The 15,067-nt window shown below is 71.8% G+C and carries 13 protein-coding genes and 1 pseudogene; 6 read left to right on the top strand and 8 right to left on the bottom strand.

Annotated features, from left to right (window positions below; genetic code table 11):
- Nucleotides 1-9: 9 nt before the first annotated feature.
- Entirely contained in the window at nucleotides 10-1,524 is a 1,515-nt protein-coding gene (locus AC3AGO_RS20925) for a peptide MFS transporter (RefSeq protein WP_487821754.1), read from the bottom strand.
- A gap of 342 nt (nucleotides 1,525-1,866) precedes the next feature.
- Here AC3AGO_RS20925 and AC3AGO_RS20920 point away from each other — a divergent pair, with 342 nt between their 5' ends.
- The gene (locus AC3AGO_RS20920) at nucleotides 1,867-2,547 is read left to right on the top strand and encodes a response regulator transcription factor (RefSeq protein WP_487821753.1); all 681 of its coding nucleotides are present in this window, start codon (nucleotides 1,867-1,869) and stop codon (nucleotides 2,545-2,547) included.
- Between the two features lie 12 nt (nucleotides 2,548-2,559).
- Complete coding sequence (locus AC3AGO_RS20915) at nucleotides 2,560-3,852, top strand: ATP-binding protein (RefSeq protein WP_487821752.1); 1,293 nt, start codon at nucleotides 2,560-2,562, stop codon at nucleotides 3,850-3,852.
- On the opposite strand, the gene AC3AGO_RS20910 is transcribed toward AC3AGO_RS20915, so the two are convergent.
- Entirely contained in the window at nucleotides 3,757-4,233 is a 477-nt protein-coding gene (locus tag AC3AGO_RS20910) for a GtrA family protein (RefSeq protein WP_487824738.1), read from the bottom strand. The genes AC3AGO_RS20915 and AC3AGO_RS20910 overlap by 96 nt on opposite strands.
- Nucleotides 4,234-4,410: 177 nt before the next feature.
- Here AC3AGO_RS20910 and AC3AGO_RS20905 point away from each other — a divergent pair, with 177 nt between their 5' ends.
- From AC3AGO_RS20905 to AC3AGO_RS20895, 3 genes are all read left to right on the top strand, one after another.
- Entirely contained in the window at nucleotides 4,411-5,550 is a 1,140-nt protein-coding gene (locus tag AC3AGO_RS20905; protein ID WP_487821751.1) for a 5-(carboxyamino)imidazole ribonucleotide synthase, read from the top strand.
- Nucleotides 5,551-5,588: 38 nt separating this feature from the next.
- The gene (gene purE, locus AC3AGO_RS20900; RefSeq protein ID WP_487824737.1) at nucleotides 5,589-6,092 is read left to right on the top strand and encodes a 5-(carboxyamino)imidazole ribonucleotide mutase; all 504 of its coding nucleotides are present in this window, start codon (nucleotides 5,589-5,591) and stop codon (nucleotides 6,090-6,092) included.
- 104 nt (nucleotides 6,093-6,196) lie between these two features.
- Nucleotides 6,197-7,375, top strand: coding sequence for a dipeptidase (locus AC3AGO_RS20895; RefSeq protein WP_487824736.1), 1,179 nt, complete (start codon nucleotides 6,197-6,199; stop codon nucleotides 7,373-7,375).
- A gap of 219 nt (nucleotides 7,376-7,594) precedes the next feature.
- On the opposite strand, the pseudogene AC3AGO_RS20890 reads toward AC3AGO_RS20895, so the two are convergent.
- From AC3AGO_RS20890 to AC3AGO_RS20865, 6 genes and pseudogenes are all read right to left on the bottom strand, one after another.
- Nucleotides 7,595-8,407 (bottom strand): annotated as a pseudogene (locus tag AC3AGO_RS20890) (hypothetical protein); the annotation flags it as partial.
- A 206-nt stretch (nucleotides 8,408-8,613) separates the two neighbouring features.
- Nucleotides 8,614-9,807, bottom strand: coding sequence for a hypothetical protein (locus tag AC3AGO_RS20885; protein WP_487824735.1), 1,194 nt, complete (start codon nucleotides 9,805-9,807; stop codon nucleotides 8,614-8,616).
- A gap of 587 nt (nucleotides 9,808-10,394) precedes the next feature.
- On the bottom strand, nucleotides 10,395-11,324 hold the full coding sequence (locus AC3AGO_RS20880; RefSeq protein ID WP_487821750.1) for a COG1470 family protein: 930 nt from the start codon (nucleotides 11,322-11,324) through the stop codon (nucleotides 10,395-10,397).
- A 7-nt stretch (nucleotides 11,325-11,331) separates the two neighbouring features.
- Complete coding sequence (locus tag AC3AGO_RS20875) at nucleotides 11,332-12,072, bottom strand: LPXTG cell wall anchor domain-containing protein (RefSeq protein WP_487821749.1); 741 nt, start codon at nucleotides 12,070-12,072, stop codon at nucleotides 11,332-11,334.
- Nucleotides 12,073-12,339: 267 nt separating this feature from the next.
- On the bottom strand, nucleotides 12,340-13,053 hold the full coding sequence (locus tag AC3AGO_RS20870; RefSeq protein ID WP_487821748.1) for an ATP-binding protein: 714 nt from the start codon (nucleotides 13,051-13,053) through the stop codon (nucleotides 12,340-12,342).
- Nucleotides 13,054-13,217: 164 nt separating this feature from the next.
- Nucleotides 13,218-13,598 (bottom strand): STAS domain-containing protein, encoded by a 381-nt coding sequence (locus AC3AGO_RS20865; protein WP_487821747.1) that lies wholly within the window; start codon nucleotides 13,596-13,598, stop codon nucleotides 13,218-13,220.
- A gap of 273 nt (nucleotides 13,599-13,871) precedes the next feature.
- Here AC3AGO_RS20865 and AC3AGO_RS20860 point away from each other — a divergent pair, with 273 nt between their 5' ends.
- Nucleotides 13,872-14,807: an RNA polymerase sigma factor SigF gene (locus AC3AGO_RS20860; protein ID WP_487821746.1), complete on the top strand. Its 936-nt coding sequence runs from the start codon at nucleotides 13,872-13,874 to the stop codon at nucleotides 14,805-14,807.
- Nucleotides 14,808-15,067 lie beyond the last annotated feature (260 nt).

Here is a 15,067-nt window from a genome sequence, read left to right as displayed (position 1 = left end):
CGGCCGAGGTCACTTCACCTCGCTCATGTTCTCGGTCATCTTCTTGCGGTACATGAAGACCGCGAAGCCGGCGATCACGGCGAGGGCCGCCTCCAGGGCCACCACGCCGGCGCCGCTGAGGTCGGCGCCGCCGATGGAGAGCAGACCGGTGACGGAGTCGCCGGCGGTGACGGCGAGGAACCAGACGCCCATCAGCTGGCTCGCGTACTTGGCGGGCGCCAGCTTCGTGGTCACCGACAGGCCGACCGGGGACAGGCACAGCTCGCCGACGGTGTGCATCAGGAAGATGAGCACCAGCCACAGCGGCGTCACCTTCGTGTCACCCGTGGCCATGTTCATGGGGATGGTGAACACGAAGAACGAGAGCCCGATCATGACCAGACCGAAGGAGAACTTCACGGTCGTGCTGGGCTCCTTGCCGCGCCGGTTGAGCGCCAGCCAGAGGGAGGCGAAGACCGGGGCGAGCAGGATGATGAAGAGCGGGTTGATCGACTGGAACCAGGTGGCGGGGAAGCTCCAGCCGAGGATCTCGGTCTGGGCGTGACCGGCGCCGAACGCCTGGACGGTGGAACCGCCCTGGTCGAAGATCATCCAGAAGACGGCAGCGGCGGCGAAGAACCAGATGTAGCCGGACATCCGGCCCTGCTCGGCCTGCGTGAGCTCCTTGTCCCGCTTGATGCGCACCAGCATGCCGACGGGGATCAGCAGCCCCAGCAGGGTCAGCGGGACCATCGCCCAGTTGAGGGTGAAGGTGCCGGTGCCGACGACGATGCCGTAGAACACGACCGCGACGAGCAGCCAGATCAGGCCCTTGCGGAGCACGGCGTTGCGCTCGTCGGTGGAGAGCGGGCTGGGCACCTGGCTGCTCTTGGCGTCCAGGTGCTTCGAGCCGATCAGGAACTGGATCAGGCCGAGGGCCATGCCGATGGCGGCCAGGCTGAAGCCCAGGTGCCAGTTGACCTTCTCGCCGACGGTGCCGATGACGAACGGCGCGGTGAAGGCACCGAGGTTGATGCCCATGTAGAAGACGGTGAAGCCGCCGTCACGACGCGGGTCGTCGGGGCCGTTGTAGAGGTCGCCGACCATCGTGGAGATGTTGGCCTTCAGAAGGCCCGAGCCGAGGGCGACGAAGACGAGGCCCACGAAGAACATCGCCTCGCCGGGAACGGCGAGGCACAAGTGGCCGACCATGATGGTGCCCGCCGCGACGGCGACGGTCTTGCGCGGTCCCCATACCCGGTCGCCGATCCAGCCGCCGGGCAGTGCCAGCAGGTAGACCAGCGCGTTGTAGACGGAGTAGATCGCCGTCGCCGTGGCCAGGGTCATGGCCAGGCCGTTGCCCTGCGCGCCCGTCTGGTCAGGACCGCCGGAGACGAGATACATGACGAGCAGTGCCCGCATGCCGTAGAAGCTGAAGCGCTCCCACATCTCCGTCATGAACAGTGTGGCCAGGCCTCGTGGGTGGCCGAAGAAGGTCTTGCCGCCGGAGTTGCCGACCGCGCCCTTCGTCACGCTGGACGCCATGTGCGATTCCTTGTAGCTCGGGACGCGCGCGGGACCGTACACCCGCGTACGGAGGGCGCGCCCGGTGGGGGAGGTGCGTGCTCGGCCAGGGGTCGGCGCCGCTTGGCAGGCAGGTCAACCCTGGCGGTGCCGCGGAACCCAGAGGCCCTTGACGGTCACTGTTGAAGCTTCCACACCTTACGTCACACTTCTGCGTTCAACGGAAGGCGTTGGGACGCAGATCACAGGGAGATCATGAAACTTTCCTGTGCAATCAAAGGTGACGTGCCCATGCCGGTCCATGATCATTCGGGCTTGCCGGGCAGCGCCCTCGCGCTCCGGTACGAGGACTACCATCGGCGCATGACCCGTGTATTGCTGGCCGAGGATGACGCGTCGATCTCCGAACCGCTCGCCCGCGCGCTGCGCCGCGAGGGGTATGAGGTCGAGGTGCGGGAGGACGGCCCCACCGCTCTCGAGGCCGGCCTGCGGGACGGCATCGATCTGGTCGTGCTGGACCTCGGACTCCCCGGCATGGACGGCCTGGAGGTCTGCCGGCGCCTCCGCAACGAGGGCCATGCCTTTCCCGTACTCGTCCTCACGGCCCGCGCCGACGAGGTGGACACCGTCGTGGGGCTCGACGCCGGTGCGGACGACTACGTCACCAAGCCGTTCCGGCTCGCGGAGCTGCTCGCGCGGGTCCGCGCGCTGCTGCGCCGCGGCGCGACGGCGGAGCCCACGCCGCAGCCGACCACGCACGGAGTGCGCATCGACGTCGAGTCGCACCGCGCCTGGATGGGCGAGGAGGAACTCCAGCTGACCGCGAAGGAGTTCGACCTGCTGCGGGTGCTCGTACGGGACGCGGGCCGGGTCGTCACCCGGGACCAGCTGATGCGCGAGGTGTGGGACACGACCTGGTGGTCGTCCACGAAGACGCTCGACATGCACATCTCCTGGCTCCGCAAGAAGCTCGGTGACGACGCGGGGAACCCGCGCTTCATCGCCACCGTCCGCGGTGTCGGCTTCCGCTTCGAGAAGAACTGAGGCCCTGCTCAATTGAGGCGACGTCTGATCCAGTCCACCCTCGCGGTGGTGCTGGTCGTGGTGGCCGTCTTCGGCGTCTCGCTGGTGATCGTGGAGTCCCGGACCATCGAGAACAGCGCGCAGGAGAGCGTGCAGTCCGAAGCCGTACGGCTGGTGTCCGTCGTGGAGAGCCGGATCGTCGCGGGCGAGAAGGTGACGCAGGGGACGATGGGCACCACCGTCACCGGCAACCGCTATGTGCGGATCGACGTGCCCGGCAAGCGGCCCATCGAGCTGGGCCACAAGCCCTCCGGCAAGGTCATCAAGGGTGAGCAGACCGGCGGGCACGGCGAGAGAGTCACTGTCGAGGAGGCGCACAGCACCGTACGGGACGAGGTCGGCCGCACACTGCTGATCATCGCCGCCGTCGCGCTGCTGGCCGTCGGCGCCGCCGCGGTCCTCGCCGTACGCCAGGCGCACCGCGTCGCGGCCCCGCTCACCGACCTCGCCGAGACCGCGGAACGGCTCGGCTCCGGTGACCCGCGGCCGCGGCACCGCCGGTACGGGGTGCCCGAGCTGGACCGGGTCGCCGACGTGCTGGACGGCAGTGCGGACCGGATCGGGCGGATGCTCACGGCGGAGCGGCGGCTCGCCGCGGACGCCTCGCACCAGCTGCGTACGCCGCTGACGGCGCTCTCCATGCGCCTGGAGGAGATCATCGCGACCGCCGACCACGACGACCCGGAGGAGCGGGCCCTCGTGAAGGAGGAGGCGACGATCGCGCTGGCGCAGGTCGAGCGGCTCACGGACGTGGTGCAGCGGCTGCTGACGAACTCCCGCGACCCGCGCTCCGGTTCGGCCGTCGCCTTCGACCTCGACGAGGTCGTCAAACAGCAGATCGAGGAGTGGAAGCCGGCCTACCGCAGCGCCGGGCGGGCCCTGGTGACGTCCGGGAAGACGGGGCTGCGCGCGGTGGGCACGCCGGGCGCGGTGGCGCAGGTCGTGGCCACGCTCGTGGAGAACTCGCTGATGCACGGCACCGGGCGGGTCGCCCTGCGCACCCGTGTGACGGGCAATCAGGCCGTGGTCGAGGTGACCGACGAGGGCCCGGGCGTCGACCCCGAGCTGGGCTCGCGGGTCTTCGAGCGCACGGTCAGCGGGCGGAACTCCACCGGCCTGGGACTCGCCGTGGCCCGCGACCTCGCGGAGGCGGACGGCGGACGGCTGGAGCTACTTCAGCAGCATCCGCCGGTCTTCGCCCTCTTCCTCGGCCGGGAGTCGTCCGCCACGTCGGACCCGGACCCGGCGGACCACGCCCCCGCGTGAGCGGTCCCTGAACACCCAGGTGCGGTACGCCCAGAAGCGGAAGACGGTGCCGATGCCGAGGCCCACGACGTTCTTGGCGATGTTGTCGGCGAGCGGTGTCGTGTAGTCGAGGGCGTAGTGCGAGAAGGCGAGGATGCCGTTCTCGATGACCAGGGCGATGCCGCTGAAGAAGAAGAAGCTGACCGTCTCCCTGCGCACCCGCCGCTTGTCGGTGTGCCGGTACGTCCAGTAGCGGTTGCCCAGGTAGTTCGTCCCGATGGCGAGCACCTGCGCGATCACTCCGGAGCGCACGGGGGCGAGCTGGAACGTGTGGATGCACAGGTTGAACACGACGAGGTTGACGAGGAAGCCGACGGCGCCGACCGCGCCGAACTTGGCCAGTTCACCGGAGAGCCGCGCCAGCCGTGGGCGCAGAGTGCGCCATCCGCTCCTAATGATCGCTAAGCCCCGTTCCGGTCGGCGTTGTCCCGCAGCGTCCTCATGCTAACCAGCGGGCGCGCGCTCCCACAGAGGAAGCGCGGGCGCAGGCCGGTGCGCGAGGGCCGATAGGCTGGGGGCGTGACGTTCCCGGTAGTCGGCATGGTCGGCGGGGGGCAGCTCGCCCGCATGACACATGAGGCGGGCATCCCGCTCGGCATCAGATTCAAGCTCCTTTCGGACAGCCCCCAGGATTCCGCGGCGCAGGTGGTCAGTGATGTGACCGTCGGCGATTACCGCGACCTGGAGACGCTGCGCGAGTTCGCGCGCGGATGTGACGTGATCACCTTCGATCACGAGCACGTCCCGACCGAACATCTGCGCGCGCTCGAGGCGGACGGCATCCCCGTCCGCCCGGGGCCCGACGCGCTCGTGCACGCCCAGGACAAGGGGGTGATGCGAGCCCGTCTCGGCGATATCGGCGTGCCCTGTCCGCGGCACAGGATCGTGCGCGATCCCGCCGATGTGGCCGCCTTCGCGGAAGAGGGCGACGGCTTCCCCGTCGTCCTGAAGACGGTGCGCGGCGGCTACGACGGCAAGGGCGTGTGGATCGCGCGCAGCGCCGGCGACGCCGCCGAGCCGTTCAAGGCCGGGGTGCCGGTCCTCGCCGAGGAGAAGGTCGACTTCGCGCGGGAGCTGGCCGCGAACGTCGTCCGCTCCCCGCACGGCCAGGCCGTCGCGTACCCGGTGGTGGAGTCCATCCAGGTCGACGGCGTGTGCGACACGGTCATCGCGCCCGCGCCGGAACTGCCCGAGGACCGGGCCGTACGGGCGCAGGAGCTGGCGCTCACCGTGGCGCACGAGCTGGAGGTCGTCGGGCATCTCGCGGTCGAGCTGTTCGAGACCCGGGACGGCCGGATCCTCGTCAACGAACTGGCGATGCGTCCGCACAACAGCGGCCACTGGACGCAGGACGGCGCGGTCACCTCGCAGTTCGCCAACCACGTACGGGCTGTGCTCGATCTGCCGCTGGGCGACCCGCGGCCGCGGGCGCAGTGGACCGTGATGGCGAACGTGCTGGGCGGCGACTACCCGGACATGTTCGCCGGCTATCTGCACTGCATGGCCCGCGACCCGCAGTTGAAGATCCACATGTACGGCAAGGACGTGAAGCCCGGCCGGAAGGTCGGACACGTCAACACCTACGGCGACGACCTGGACGACGTGCGCGAGCGCGCCGCCCATGCCGCCGGCTACCTGCGAGGGACGATCACCGAGTGACAGCAACCGACGCCGAGAGCCCCGTCGTCGGCATCGTGATGGGGTCGGACTCCGACTGGCCCGTCATGGAGGCCGCGGCGCAGGCGCTCGCCGAGTTCGAGGTGCCGTTCGAGGTCGACGTGGTCTCCGCGCACCGGATGCCGCGCGAGATGGTGGCGTACGGCGAGGAGGCCGCGGGGCGCGGTCTGAAGGCGGTCATCGCCGGGGCCGGCGGCGCGGCGCACCTGCCGGGCATGCTCGCCGCCGTGACGCCGCTGCCGGTGATCGGTGTGCCGGTGCCGCTCAAGTACCTGGACGGCATGGACTCCCTGCTGTCGATCGTGCAGATGCCGGCCGGTGTGCCGGTGGCCACCGTGTCGGTGGGCGGCGCGCGCAACGCCGGACTGCTGGCCGTACGGATGCTCGCCGCGCACGACGAGGAGCTGCGGGAGCGCATGACGCGCTTCCAGGAGGACCTGAACGAGGAGGCCACGGAGAAGGGGCGGAGGCTGCGCGGCAAGGTCGGCGGCCAGACCGGCTTCGGCTTCGGCGGCGGCAAGTGACGGGCGGCGGCTCGGCGGACGGCTCGGCGGCGGAGGGCGGCGCTTCGGCGGACGGCTCGGCGGCGGGCAGCGCTGCGGTCGCCGGTGCGGCGGTGGACGGCTCGCTGTTGCGGCAGGCGCGTGAACTGCTCGCCGGATACCCCGTGGTGGACGGGCACAACGACCTGCCGTGGGCCCTGCGCGAACAGGTCCGCTACGACCTCGCACAGCGCGACATCTCCGCCGACCAGTCGGCCCATCTGCACACCGACCTGCCGCGGATGCGCGCGGGCGGCGTCGGGGCACAGTTCTGGTCGGTGTACGTGCGGACCGATCTGCAGGGCGACGAGGCCGTCAGCGCCTGCCTCGAACAGGTCGACGTGGTCCGCCAGTTGGCGGCCCGCCACCCGGACGAACTCCAACTGGTCTGCACGGCGGACGACATGGAGCGCGCCCGTACGGACGGCCGTATCGCCTCCCTGATGGGTGCCGAGGGCGGGCACAGCATCAACAACTCGCTCGCCACCCTGCGCGCGCTGCACCGGCTCGGCGTGCGCTACATGACGCTGACCCACAACGACTCGCTGGAGTGGGCGGATTCGGCGACGGACGAGCCGCGGGCCGGCGGCCTGTCGCGGTTCGGCGAAGAGGTCGTACGGGAGATGAACCGGGTCGGCATGCTGGTCGACCTGTCGCACGTCGCCGCGTCGACCATGCGGGACGCGCTGCGTGTGACGGAGGCGCCCGTCGTCTTCTCGCACTCCTCGGCGCGCGCCGTGTGCGACCACCCGCGCAACATTCCCGACGACGTGCTGGAGGCCCTGCCGGGCAACGGCGGGGTGGCGATGGCGACGTTCGTACCGAAGTTCATCCTGCCGGAGGCCATCGCCTGGACGCAGGACGCGGACGCCAACATGCGGGCGCACGGGCTGCACCATCTCGACACGAGCGCCGAGGCGATGAAGGTGCACCGCGCGTACGAGGCGGAGCACCCGCGGCCCGTGGCGACAGTCTCCACCGTCGCCGACCACCTGGACCACATGCGGGAGACCGCGGGCGTCGACCACATCGGCATCGGCGGCGACTTCGACGGCACGGCCTTCACGCCGGCCGGCCTCGACGACGTCTCCGGCTACCCGAACCTCGTGGCCGAACTGCTGCGGCGCGGGTGGTCCCGCGGGGACCTCGCGAAGCTCACGTGGCGGAACGCGGTACGGGTGCTGCGTGACGCGGAGGCGTGCGCTCGTGAGGCCTCCGCCTCGCGTGGTCCGTCGAACGCGACGATCGGTCAGCTCGACCGCTAGCGCGGGGCGTTGCCGGTTTCTTCGTGGCCGGGTTTCGCCGGGACCGCCGGGCCGTTCACGTGTGGTGACTTCCGCTGCGGCGGAGTGGAGGGCCCTGCGGGCCCTCCGACCCGCTGCTCGTGGGGAGTTCCGGGGGGCCTGCGGCCCTCCGGCCCCGGCCGTGCGGGAGGGGGCGGGCCCGTGGGCCTGTCCCCTCCCGGCTCAGCGCGTATCGCGCAGCTAGCGGCCGGCGTGGCCGCGCAGGCGGCGCCAGGGGGTGAAGGTGAAGACTGCTCCGCCCAGCAGGATCACCGTGCCGGCCGCGAGGCCCAGGGCCTCCACGCCGCCGCCGTCGGACGCGCCGGTCTCGGCGAGACCGCCGCCACCGCCCGTGGACTGGGCCTCGGCCCCGCCCGCCGCCGCGCCGCCGCCGGAGGCCGCGCCGCCGGACGCGGCCGAACCGCCGCCGCCACCGCTCGTACCGCCCTGGTCGGTGGTGTCCAACTCCAGTGACGGGCCCGGGTCCTTGGACGGGGTGCAGGTCGTCGTGGTGCCCATGGCCTTCACCGTGAGCACGCCCGGGCTGAGCGTCGCCTTGCCGTCGCCGCCCGGCTTGTACGGGCCCTTCAGGTCGGGGATCTCGATCGGGTCGCCCTGCTTGATCTCCTTCTCGTTCGGCGGCCCCGTGACCTTCGCCGTGCCCTTGTCGGCGCCGCCGACCTTCACGTCCATGGACGGCTTCACCTCGCCCTTCGGGATCTGGGCCGGGCTGTCCATCACGGACTTGCTGAATTTCACGGTGAGTTCATAGCTCTCACCGCTCTTCGCGGCGTCGATCTTCACCGGCGAGGTGGCGCTCTTGTCGCCGATCGGGGTCTTGCAGGAGTACGGGACCTTCACTTCCTTGCCGGAGAACGTTTTGCCGTCACCGGAGGACGAGCCGCCCGAGCCGCTGCCCCCTCCGCTGCCGCCGCTCGCCTCGGAGCCGCCGCTGCCGCCGCCCGAACTGCTGCCTCCGCCACCGCCGTTGGCGCCCGGGAGTTCCGGGGCGCCCGGCACCTTCGGCAGGCCGTCCGTGGGGGGCTTGGGCAGCTTGTCGGCGCCGGGCACGGAGGGCGTTTCGGGTGCCTGCGGCGCGCCGGGCACCTTCGGCAGACCGCCGGCGGGATCGTCGGCGGCCTGTACGGGTCCTGCTGCCATCAGCACGCCCGCGCTGCCGAACATCAAGGCGGCGCCGAGCGCGCGCCGTCGTTGCCTCATCACCTGTTTCCCTTCGATGGGGGGCGTTCATCGGGAGGTGCGGAGAGCGTGGTGCGGTGTGGGGGGTGCGTTGTGCCGGTGCCGCCGTCCGCAGGCGCCGGATTGGAGCCCGTACGGCTGTCCGTACGGCCGTCCGCACGGGGTGCGGCGGTGAGGGTGTCCGGGGTGAACCACGGCAACGCGCCGCCGCCTCCCGGCTCTTCGGGCCCGGCCCCGGTCCGCGCCTTCGGCGGCTTCGGTGCCTTTGGTTGCGCCGCCCTCGGTTTCGGCAGCCGTACGGGGATACGGGTGCGGGCCGTACGGGGCCCGGGCTCGCGGCCCGAGACGACCTGGCCCGGGCGGCGGGGGCGCAGCCGGTCGACGAGGGCCATGCCGGCCCGGAAGACGGCGGCCGGGACGACGAGGCAGAGCAGCACCCAGAAGAGGGTCACGCCCCAGGGGCGGCCCACCTCCCAGGGCTGTTCGGTGAGTACCTTCCCGCCGTACTTGGCGGCGACCGTGTAGTCGCCGTGCGCGCCCGCGGAGAGCTCCGCGGGCAGCGTGACCTTCGCCTTGCGGCCCGGTGCGACCGTGCCGCGCCACTGCTGCTGCTCCCACTTCGGCGCGTACACGCCGTGCGACGTGCCGACGTCGAAGACGGGGTTCTTCGCGGGGGTGGAGCCCACATTGCCGACGGTGAGGACGAGTTGGCGCTGCGGGGCCGCGCCGAACCACGTGAGGATGCCGCTGTCGCCCTCCAGCCGGGCCGCGAGTACGGTCAGCCGTCCGCCGCCGGCGTTCCGCGGCAGCGGCTTCACGGGGTGGCCCGCGACCGTGAACTTCGCGTCGGCCGCCGCGTAGGCGCCGGTCACGGTGGCGGCGCGGACGACGCACGGGCAGGCCGCGGGGGGCTCCGCCACGGGCAGCTTCTTGCGGAACCCGCCGTCGGAGCCGGTGGTGACGGCGCGGCCCTGGGGGTTGGCGCACGCGTTGGTGCCGCCGATGGCGTTCTGCCCGCAGATCAGCAGCGTGAGCAGGGCGTTGGGGCGCCAGCCCTTGCCGGTCACGGTGACGCTGCCGCCTGTGCCGGCCTCCTGGGAGGAGAGGCTCACGCGCGGCGCGGTTGCGGCTTGCGCCGCGGGCTGGGCGGTTGCGGCTTGCGCCGCGGGCTGGGCGGCGAATGCGCCTGCGCCTGCGGCGAGCAGCGCCCCTATGAGGAGGGCTACCGCCCATGCGAGGCCCTTCCGGGCGGGGGGCCGGTCTCCGGTGACGTCACGCCCGGACCGCCGGCCGGCCCCGTGCGGGGGGCTTGCCGCTGCGGCGGAAGTGAGAGGGGTGACCCCTCTCGCCCCTGGCGCTGGCGCGCCGGGAGTTGGGGCCTCTCGCTCGGGCCGCCGGCCTGTCCCGTGCGGGGGGCCTGGCGCTGCGGCGGAGATGAGAGGGGCAGCCCCTCTCGCACCTGGCGCTGGCGCGCCGGGAGTTGGGGCCTCGCGCTCGGGCCGCCGGCCGGCCCCGTGTGGGGGGCTCGGCGCTGCGGCGGGAGTGAGGGAGGTGGCCCCTTCCCCGTCTGGCGCTGGTACGTGGGGAGTTGGGGCCTCTCGCTCAGACCGCCGAGCTCCCCCGTGCGGGGCGCTTGCCGCTGCGGCGGGAGTGAGGGGGGTGGCCCCTTCCCCGTCTGGCGCTGGCGCGCCGGGAGTGGGGGCCTCGCCCTCGGGCCGCCGGCCGGCCCCGCGCGGGGCGCTTGGTGTGGTGGGGGTGGGGTGGTGGGGGGCCCCGGCGGGGGCGTTGGTGTGGTTGGGCTTCACGTCAGCGCTCCTGTCGGCTCCGGCTGCTCCCCCGTCGGCTCCCCCGCGTCGTCCGCGTCGTCCGCGTCGTCCCGGTGGCGCGTACGCACGTACCACGCGCCGCCCGCCGCCGCGGCCGCCGCCGTACCGAGGGCGGCGAACAGCCCCCACGGGACGGCGGTGTACGAGGCGTGGCCCGTACCCTTCGCGCCCGCCTCGGCGCTGACCCGCAGGGAGACGTCGGCCGCGTCCAGGGCCGGCGGGGACGGCCAGGGCTCTCTCATGGGCATGCGGGCGCCGGGCGGCAACTCCACGTTCAGCGCCCGCTCCTGACGCCGCATCAGCTCGCCGAACAGGCCGTCGGCCCGTACGGCGAGGCGCGGGGACAAGGTGGTGTTCCCGCGGTTGACCAGGACGTACGCGATCTGTGCACCGTCGCCGGTCTCCCGCACCCGTACGTTCTCCACGCTCAGCGCGGACAGCGCGGGCCCCATGACGCGCAGCCGGACACCGACCCGTTCGGTCCGCTCGCCGTCGCCGACGAGCACCGCCGACGGGTGGTCGCCCGGTACGGCGCCGTCCGGCACGGTCACGGTGAAGGGGACCTCCGCGCGGGTACGCGCCGGCACCGTCACCTTCCGTTCGGCGAAGGCGAGCCACTCGCCGGACTGCCCTCCCCCGCCGGCCCCGCGCAGTGTGTACGTACGGGCCCGCGGGCTCTCGTTGGTGACCGCGACGGTGTCCTTGAGCACCGCGCCCGGTTCGCCCTCCAGATAGAAGCGCGACCGGGCGTCGGCACCCGACGAGGAGGCGCCGTCGCCCGACGAGGGGGCGGCGGACCAGTCCGGGCCGGCCGCGGAGGCGGCCGTCCCGCACAGCACCGGCAGGGTCAGCAGCACCAGCAGCACGGACGGGATCCGGGTGCCCGCCGCTCGCAGCGCACGCAAGGCGGCGTCAGCGGGTACGGACGGTCGCGCCGCGCCGGCGGGTCAGCCAGAGCGCCCCGGCCACCCCGGACAGCAGCACCGTGCCGCCGAGCGTGCCGAGGGCGACGGCCGAGTCGGCCGGGCCGGTCTGCGGCAGTTCGGAGGCTCCGCCGCCGCCCGCCGCCGCACCGCCGGAGCCGCCCGAACCGGCGGGGGCTTCCGCTCCCCCGCCCGCGCCCTTCACGTCCAGGTCGAGCGACGGTTCCGGCTTGCTCTTCGGCTTGCACGTGGTGGTCGTCCCCATCGCCTTGATGGTGAGCGTGCCCGCGGTGAAGGTGACCTTGCCGCTCTTCTTCGGCGTGTACGTCCCCGACAAGTCACTGATCTTGATGGGGGTGTTGGGCGGGATCGCCTTGTCGTTGGGCGGTCCCTTCACGTTGACCGTGCCGCTCTCCGCACCGCCCAGCTCGATGACCGCGCTGGGGTTCATCGCGCCCTTGCCCAGCTCGACGGGGCTGGAGGACACGCCCTTCTTGAAGGACATGGTGAGCTTGTAACCGCTGCCGCTCTTCGTGCTCTTGATGTCGATCGGCGAGACGGCGCCCTTCTGTCCGATCGGTGTCTTGCACTGGTAGTCGACGTCCACCGTCTTCGCCTGGGCGGCGGGCGCGGCCAGCAGCACCACTGATCCCGCGGCCACCGCCGTGGTCAGTGCCGCCGCTGCGCGTCCGCGCGGGCGGCACGCCTGTCGTTTCCTGCTCCGGTACACCGGGGGTACCCCCTTCGTCCTGACTGCGCAGATAACTGACGGCTCATCAGATCGAGGCCGGGCGCTGACAGTACGCCGGGGACCTTGGAGAGGGAAGAGAGCGGACAAGGGCGATGCGCGAGGGCCTCACGGCCCGCCACAGCCCGCCGGCGCGGGGTCCGCCGCACCGCACACGTACAGCCCGCCGTACCGCACACGTACGGCCTGCCGTGGCGTACACGGCAGGCCGCAGGAGAGGTGAAAGGGGCCGCCCTCGGGCGGCCCTGCTCAGCTGGGTGCGGCCAGTTCGGCCCACACCGTCTTTCCGGTGCCCTCCGGGTTGCGGACGACACCCCAGTCCAGGCAGAGCCGCTGGACGATGAACATGCCGTGTCCGCCCGGGCGTCCGGCACGGTGCGGGGTGCGGGGCGAGGGCGCCCCCGTGCCCAGGTCGACGATCTCCAGCCGGAGCACCTTCGGGCCGGTGCCGAGGCGCAGCTCCTCCGGGCCGTCGGCGTGCAGGCAGGCGTTGGTGACGAGTTCCGAGACGACGAGCAGTACGTCCTCGGCGGCCGCGCGCTGGTCGCCGGTGGCGGCGGGCAGCCAGCCCCAGTCGTGCAGCGCCTGCCGGGTGAAGTCGCGGGCGCTGGGAACGGCGCCGCCGGCGCCGGCCAGGCGCAGCCTGCGCACCTGCCGTACGGACTGCGTCACCCCGGGCACGGCGCCCTCCTTCTCGGTATCCAGCGCTGCGGTGTCCGGCGCCGCGGTGTCCGGCGCTGGGGCATCCGGCGCTGCGGCATCCTGCGGTGCGGTGTCCTTCGATGCGGCAGTACGCGGTGCGGCGGCCGCGGCCGCCGATGAGCCCGTCACCCCGGCCGGGCCGGCCGGGGTGTCCCCGGAGGTCCCGCGCGAGGCGTCCCCGGCATCCGGTGCGGCCTCGGTCGCGGCGCCCTCGGGCTCCGGCCCGCAGTCGCCCGCCGGGTGCGGCCGGGTGGTGCTCATCCGTGATTCACCTCACCGATCACCGATTTACCGTTTCATCGCCTTGTGCCCTTCTGGGCAGCCGGCAGACGAATGTCTGACAGATTCAGGAGTCTCCTGCCCCTCCGGACCGTGAGAACACCCACGGATCGGACCGGGCCGATGTGACTCGTGTAACGCGCGGATTACGCGCCGGGGACATTCTCCAACGCCGCATCAAGATCATCATGCACCGTGAAGACGGCCTCCGCGCCAGTGATCTCGAAGACCCTGGCGACCACGGGCAGCATTCCGGCCAGATGGACGCCGCCACCGGCGGCCTCGGCCTTGAGCCGGGCGCCGAGAAGCACGTTGAGACCCGTCGAGTCGCAGAACTCGAGCCGCGAGCAGTCCACGACCAGCCGGCCGTACCCGTCCTCGACGCACCGCTCCAGCGGCTCGCTCAGCAGTTCCGCAGTGTGGTGATCGAGCTCACCCTCGGGCGTCACGACAGCACTGATGCCCTCGTGGCGTACGTCGACCGTCAGCCGGCCCCGGCTCGTGCTGCCGGGCATCCCGCGGTCCATGCAGTTCCCTTCGATTGCCCTCTGCTTGCGAAAGCGCCCGCTCTCTGCTGCCCCCCGCCAGGCGGTCCGAACCCTACGCCTTCCCCGCGATGTCCGGTAGCCGAACAACCAACACATTGGGGCAAATTCGGACATTAAGGACTTGCCATGCGTACGTGAAAGCAGGTAGGCGTAGAAGAGACATCCGCACACCACGTCGGCTTTGGAGGCGCCGCACTCCGCAGTGCACGCATCGGCTCCGGCAGCCATATGCCGAGAATGATGGAGGACACCATGTCACCCCGGCTCGACAACGGGATACCGGAACCCGCCGACCCGGCAGCCATCCTGGCGGTACCCGAGCAGTACACGCCGGAAGAGCTCCCGGAACCCACGAGTCCGGAAACGGTCGAAGAGCTCTTCGACCAGCTCCAGCTCCCCGAGATCCCACCCTATGACGAGGTGGGACCGCTGGACGCGCGGGCCCTGTCCAAGACCCTCTTCGAGCGCATGGAACACCTCGAGGAAGGGACGCACGAGTACGCGTACGTACGCAACACACTCGTCGAACTGAACCTCGCGCTCGTCAAGTTCGCCGCCTCCCGCTTCCGCTCGCGCAGCGAGCCCATGGAGGACATCGTCCAGGTCGGCACGATCGGACTGATCAAGGCGATCGACCGCTTCGAGCTCAGCCGGGGCGTCGAGTTCCCCACCTTCGCGATGCCGACCATCGTCGGCGAGATCAAGCGTTTCTTCCGGGACACCTCCTGGTCCGTCCGCGTCCCGCGGCGGCTGCAGGAGCTGCGTCTCGACCTCGCGAAGGCCGGCGACGAGCTCGCGCAGCGGCTGGACCGGGCCCCGACGGTGGAGGAACTGGCCCAGCGGCTGAACATCACCTCCGAGGAGGTCGTCGAGGGCATGGCGGCGAGCAACGCCTACACGGCGAGCTCGCTCGACGCGCAGCCCGAGGAGGACGACACCGAGGGCACGCTGGCCGACCGGATCGGGTACGAGGACCACGGCATCACCGGGATCGAGTACGTCGAGTCCCTGAAGCCGCTGATAGCCGAACTCCCGCCGCGCGACCGCCGGATCCTCTCGCTGCGCTTCGTCGCCAACATGACGCAGAGCGAGATCGGCGAGGAGCTGGGGATCTCCCAGATGCATGTGTCCCGGCTGCTGTCGCGGACCCTGGTGAAGCTCCGCAAGGGGCTGACCGTCGACGAGTGACGGTCGACGGGTGACAACACTCGAACAGTGACGTGCGACGCGGGCCCTGCCCGCTTACACGTTCGTGGGTGGGCCGTCCCGGTCCGTGGATGCACCGGGGCGGCCCACTACGTGTCTCTGCGCCCGGGTGCCGCCGCCGCGCGCTCCGCGGGAATTCCGGTGCGCGGACCCGGCGTTGCTCCGCGGGCGGTGCTCCGTACGCGGAGACCGTGGGGTGACCGCGTACGGGCCCGTACGCGGAGCCGCACCGAGAGGAGCGC

The organism is Streptomyces sp. BL1, from assembly GCF_057628045.1.
Note: the sequence above shows the minus strand (reverse complement) of the source record. Positions and strands in the feature narration are given on the sequence as shown.

Bases quoted from the DNA above. Each gene is read 5' to 3' on its own strand.
- AC3AGO_RS20925 (WP_487821754.1), bottom strand. From the start codon at position 1,524: ATGGCGTCCAGCGTGACGAAGGGCGCGGTCGGCAACTCCGGCGGCAAG.
- AC3AGO_RS20920 (WP_487821753.1), top strand. From the start codon at position 1,867: ATGACCCGTGTATTGCTGGCCGAGGATGACGCGTCGATCTCCGAACCG.
- purE (WP_487824737.1), top strand. From the start codon at position 5,589: ATGGGGTCGGACTCCGACTGGCCCGTCATGGAGGCCGCGGCGCAGGCG.
- AC3AGO_RS20870 (WP_487821748.1), bottom strand. From the start codon at position 13,053: ATGAGCACCACCCGGCCGCACCCGGCGGGCGACTGCGGGCCGGAGCCC.
- AC3AGO_RS20865 (WP_487821747.1), bottom strand. From the start codon at position 13,598: ATGGACCGCGGGATGCCCGGCAGCACGAGCCGGGGCCGGCTGACGGTC.
- AC3AGO_RS20860 (WP_487821746.1), top strand. From the start codon at position 13,872: ATGTCACCCCGGCTCGACAACGGGATACCGGAACCCGCCGACCCGGCA.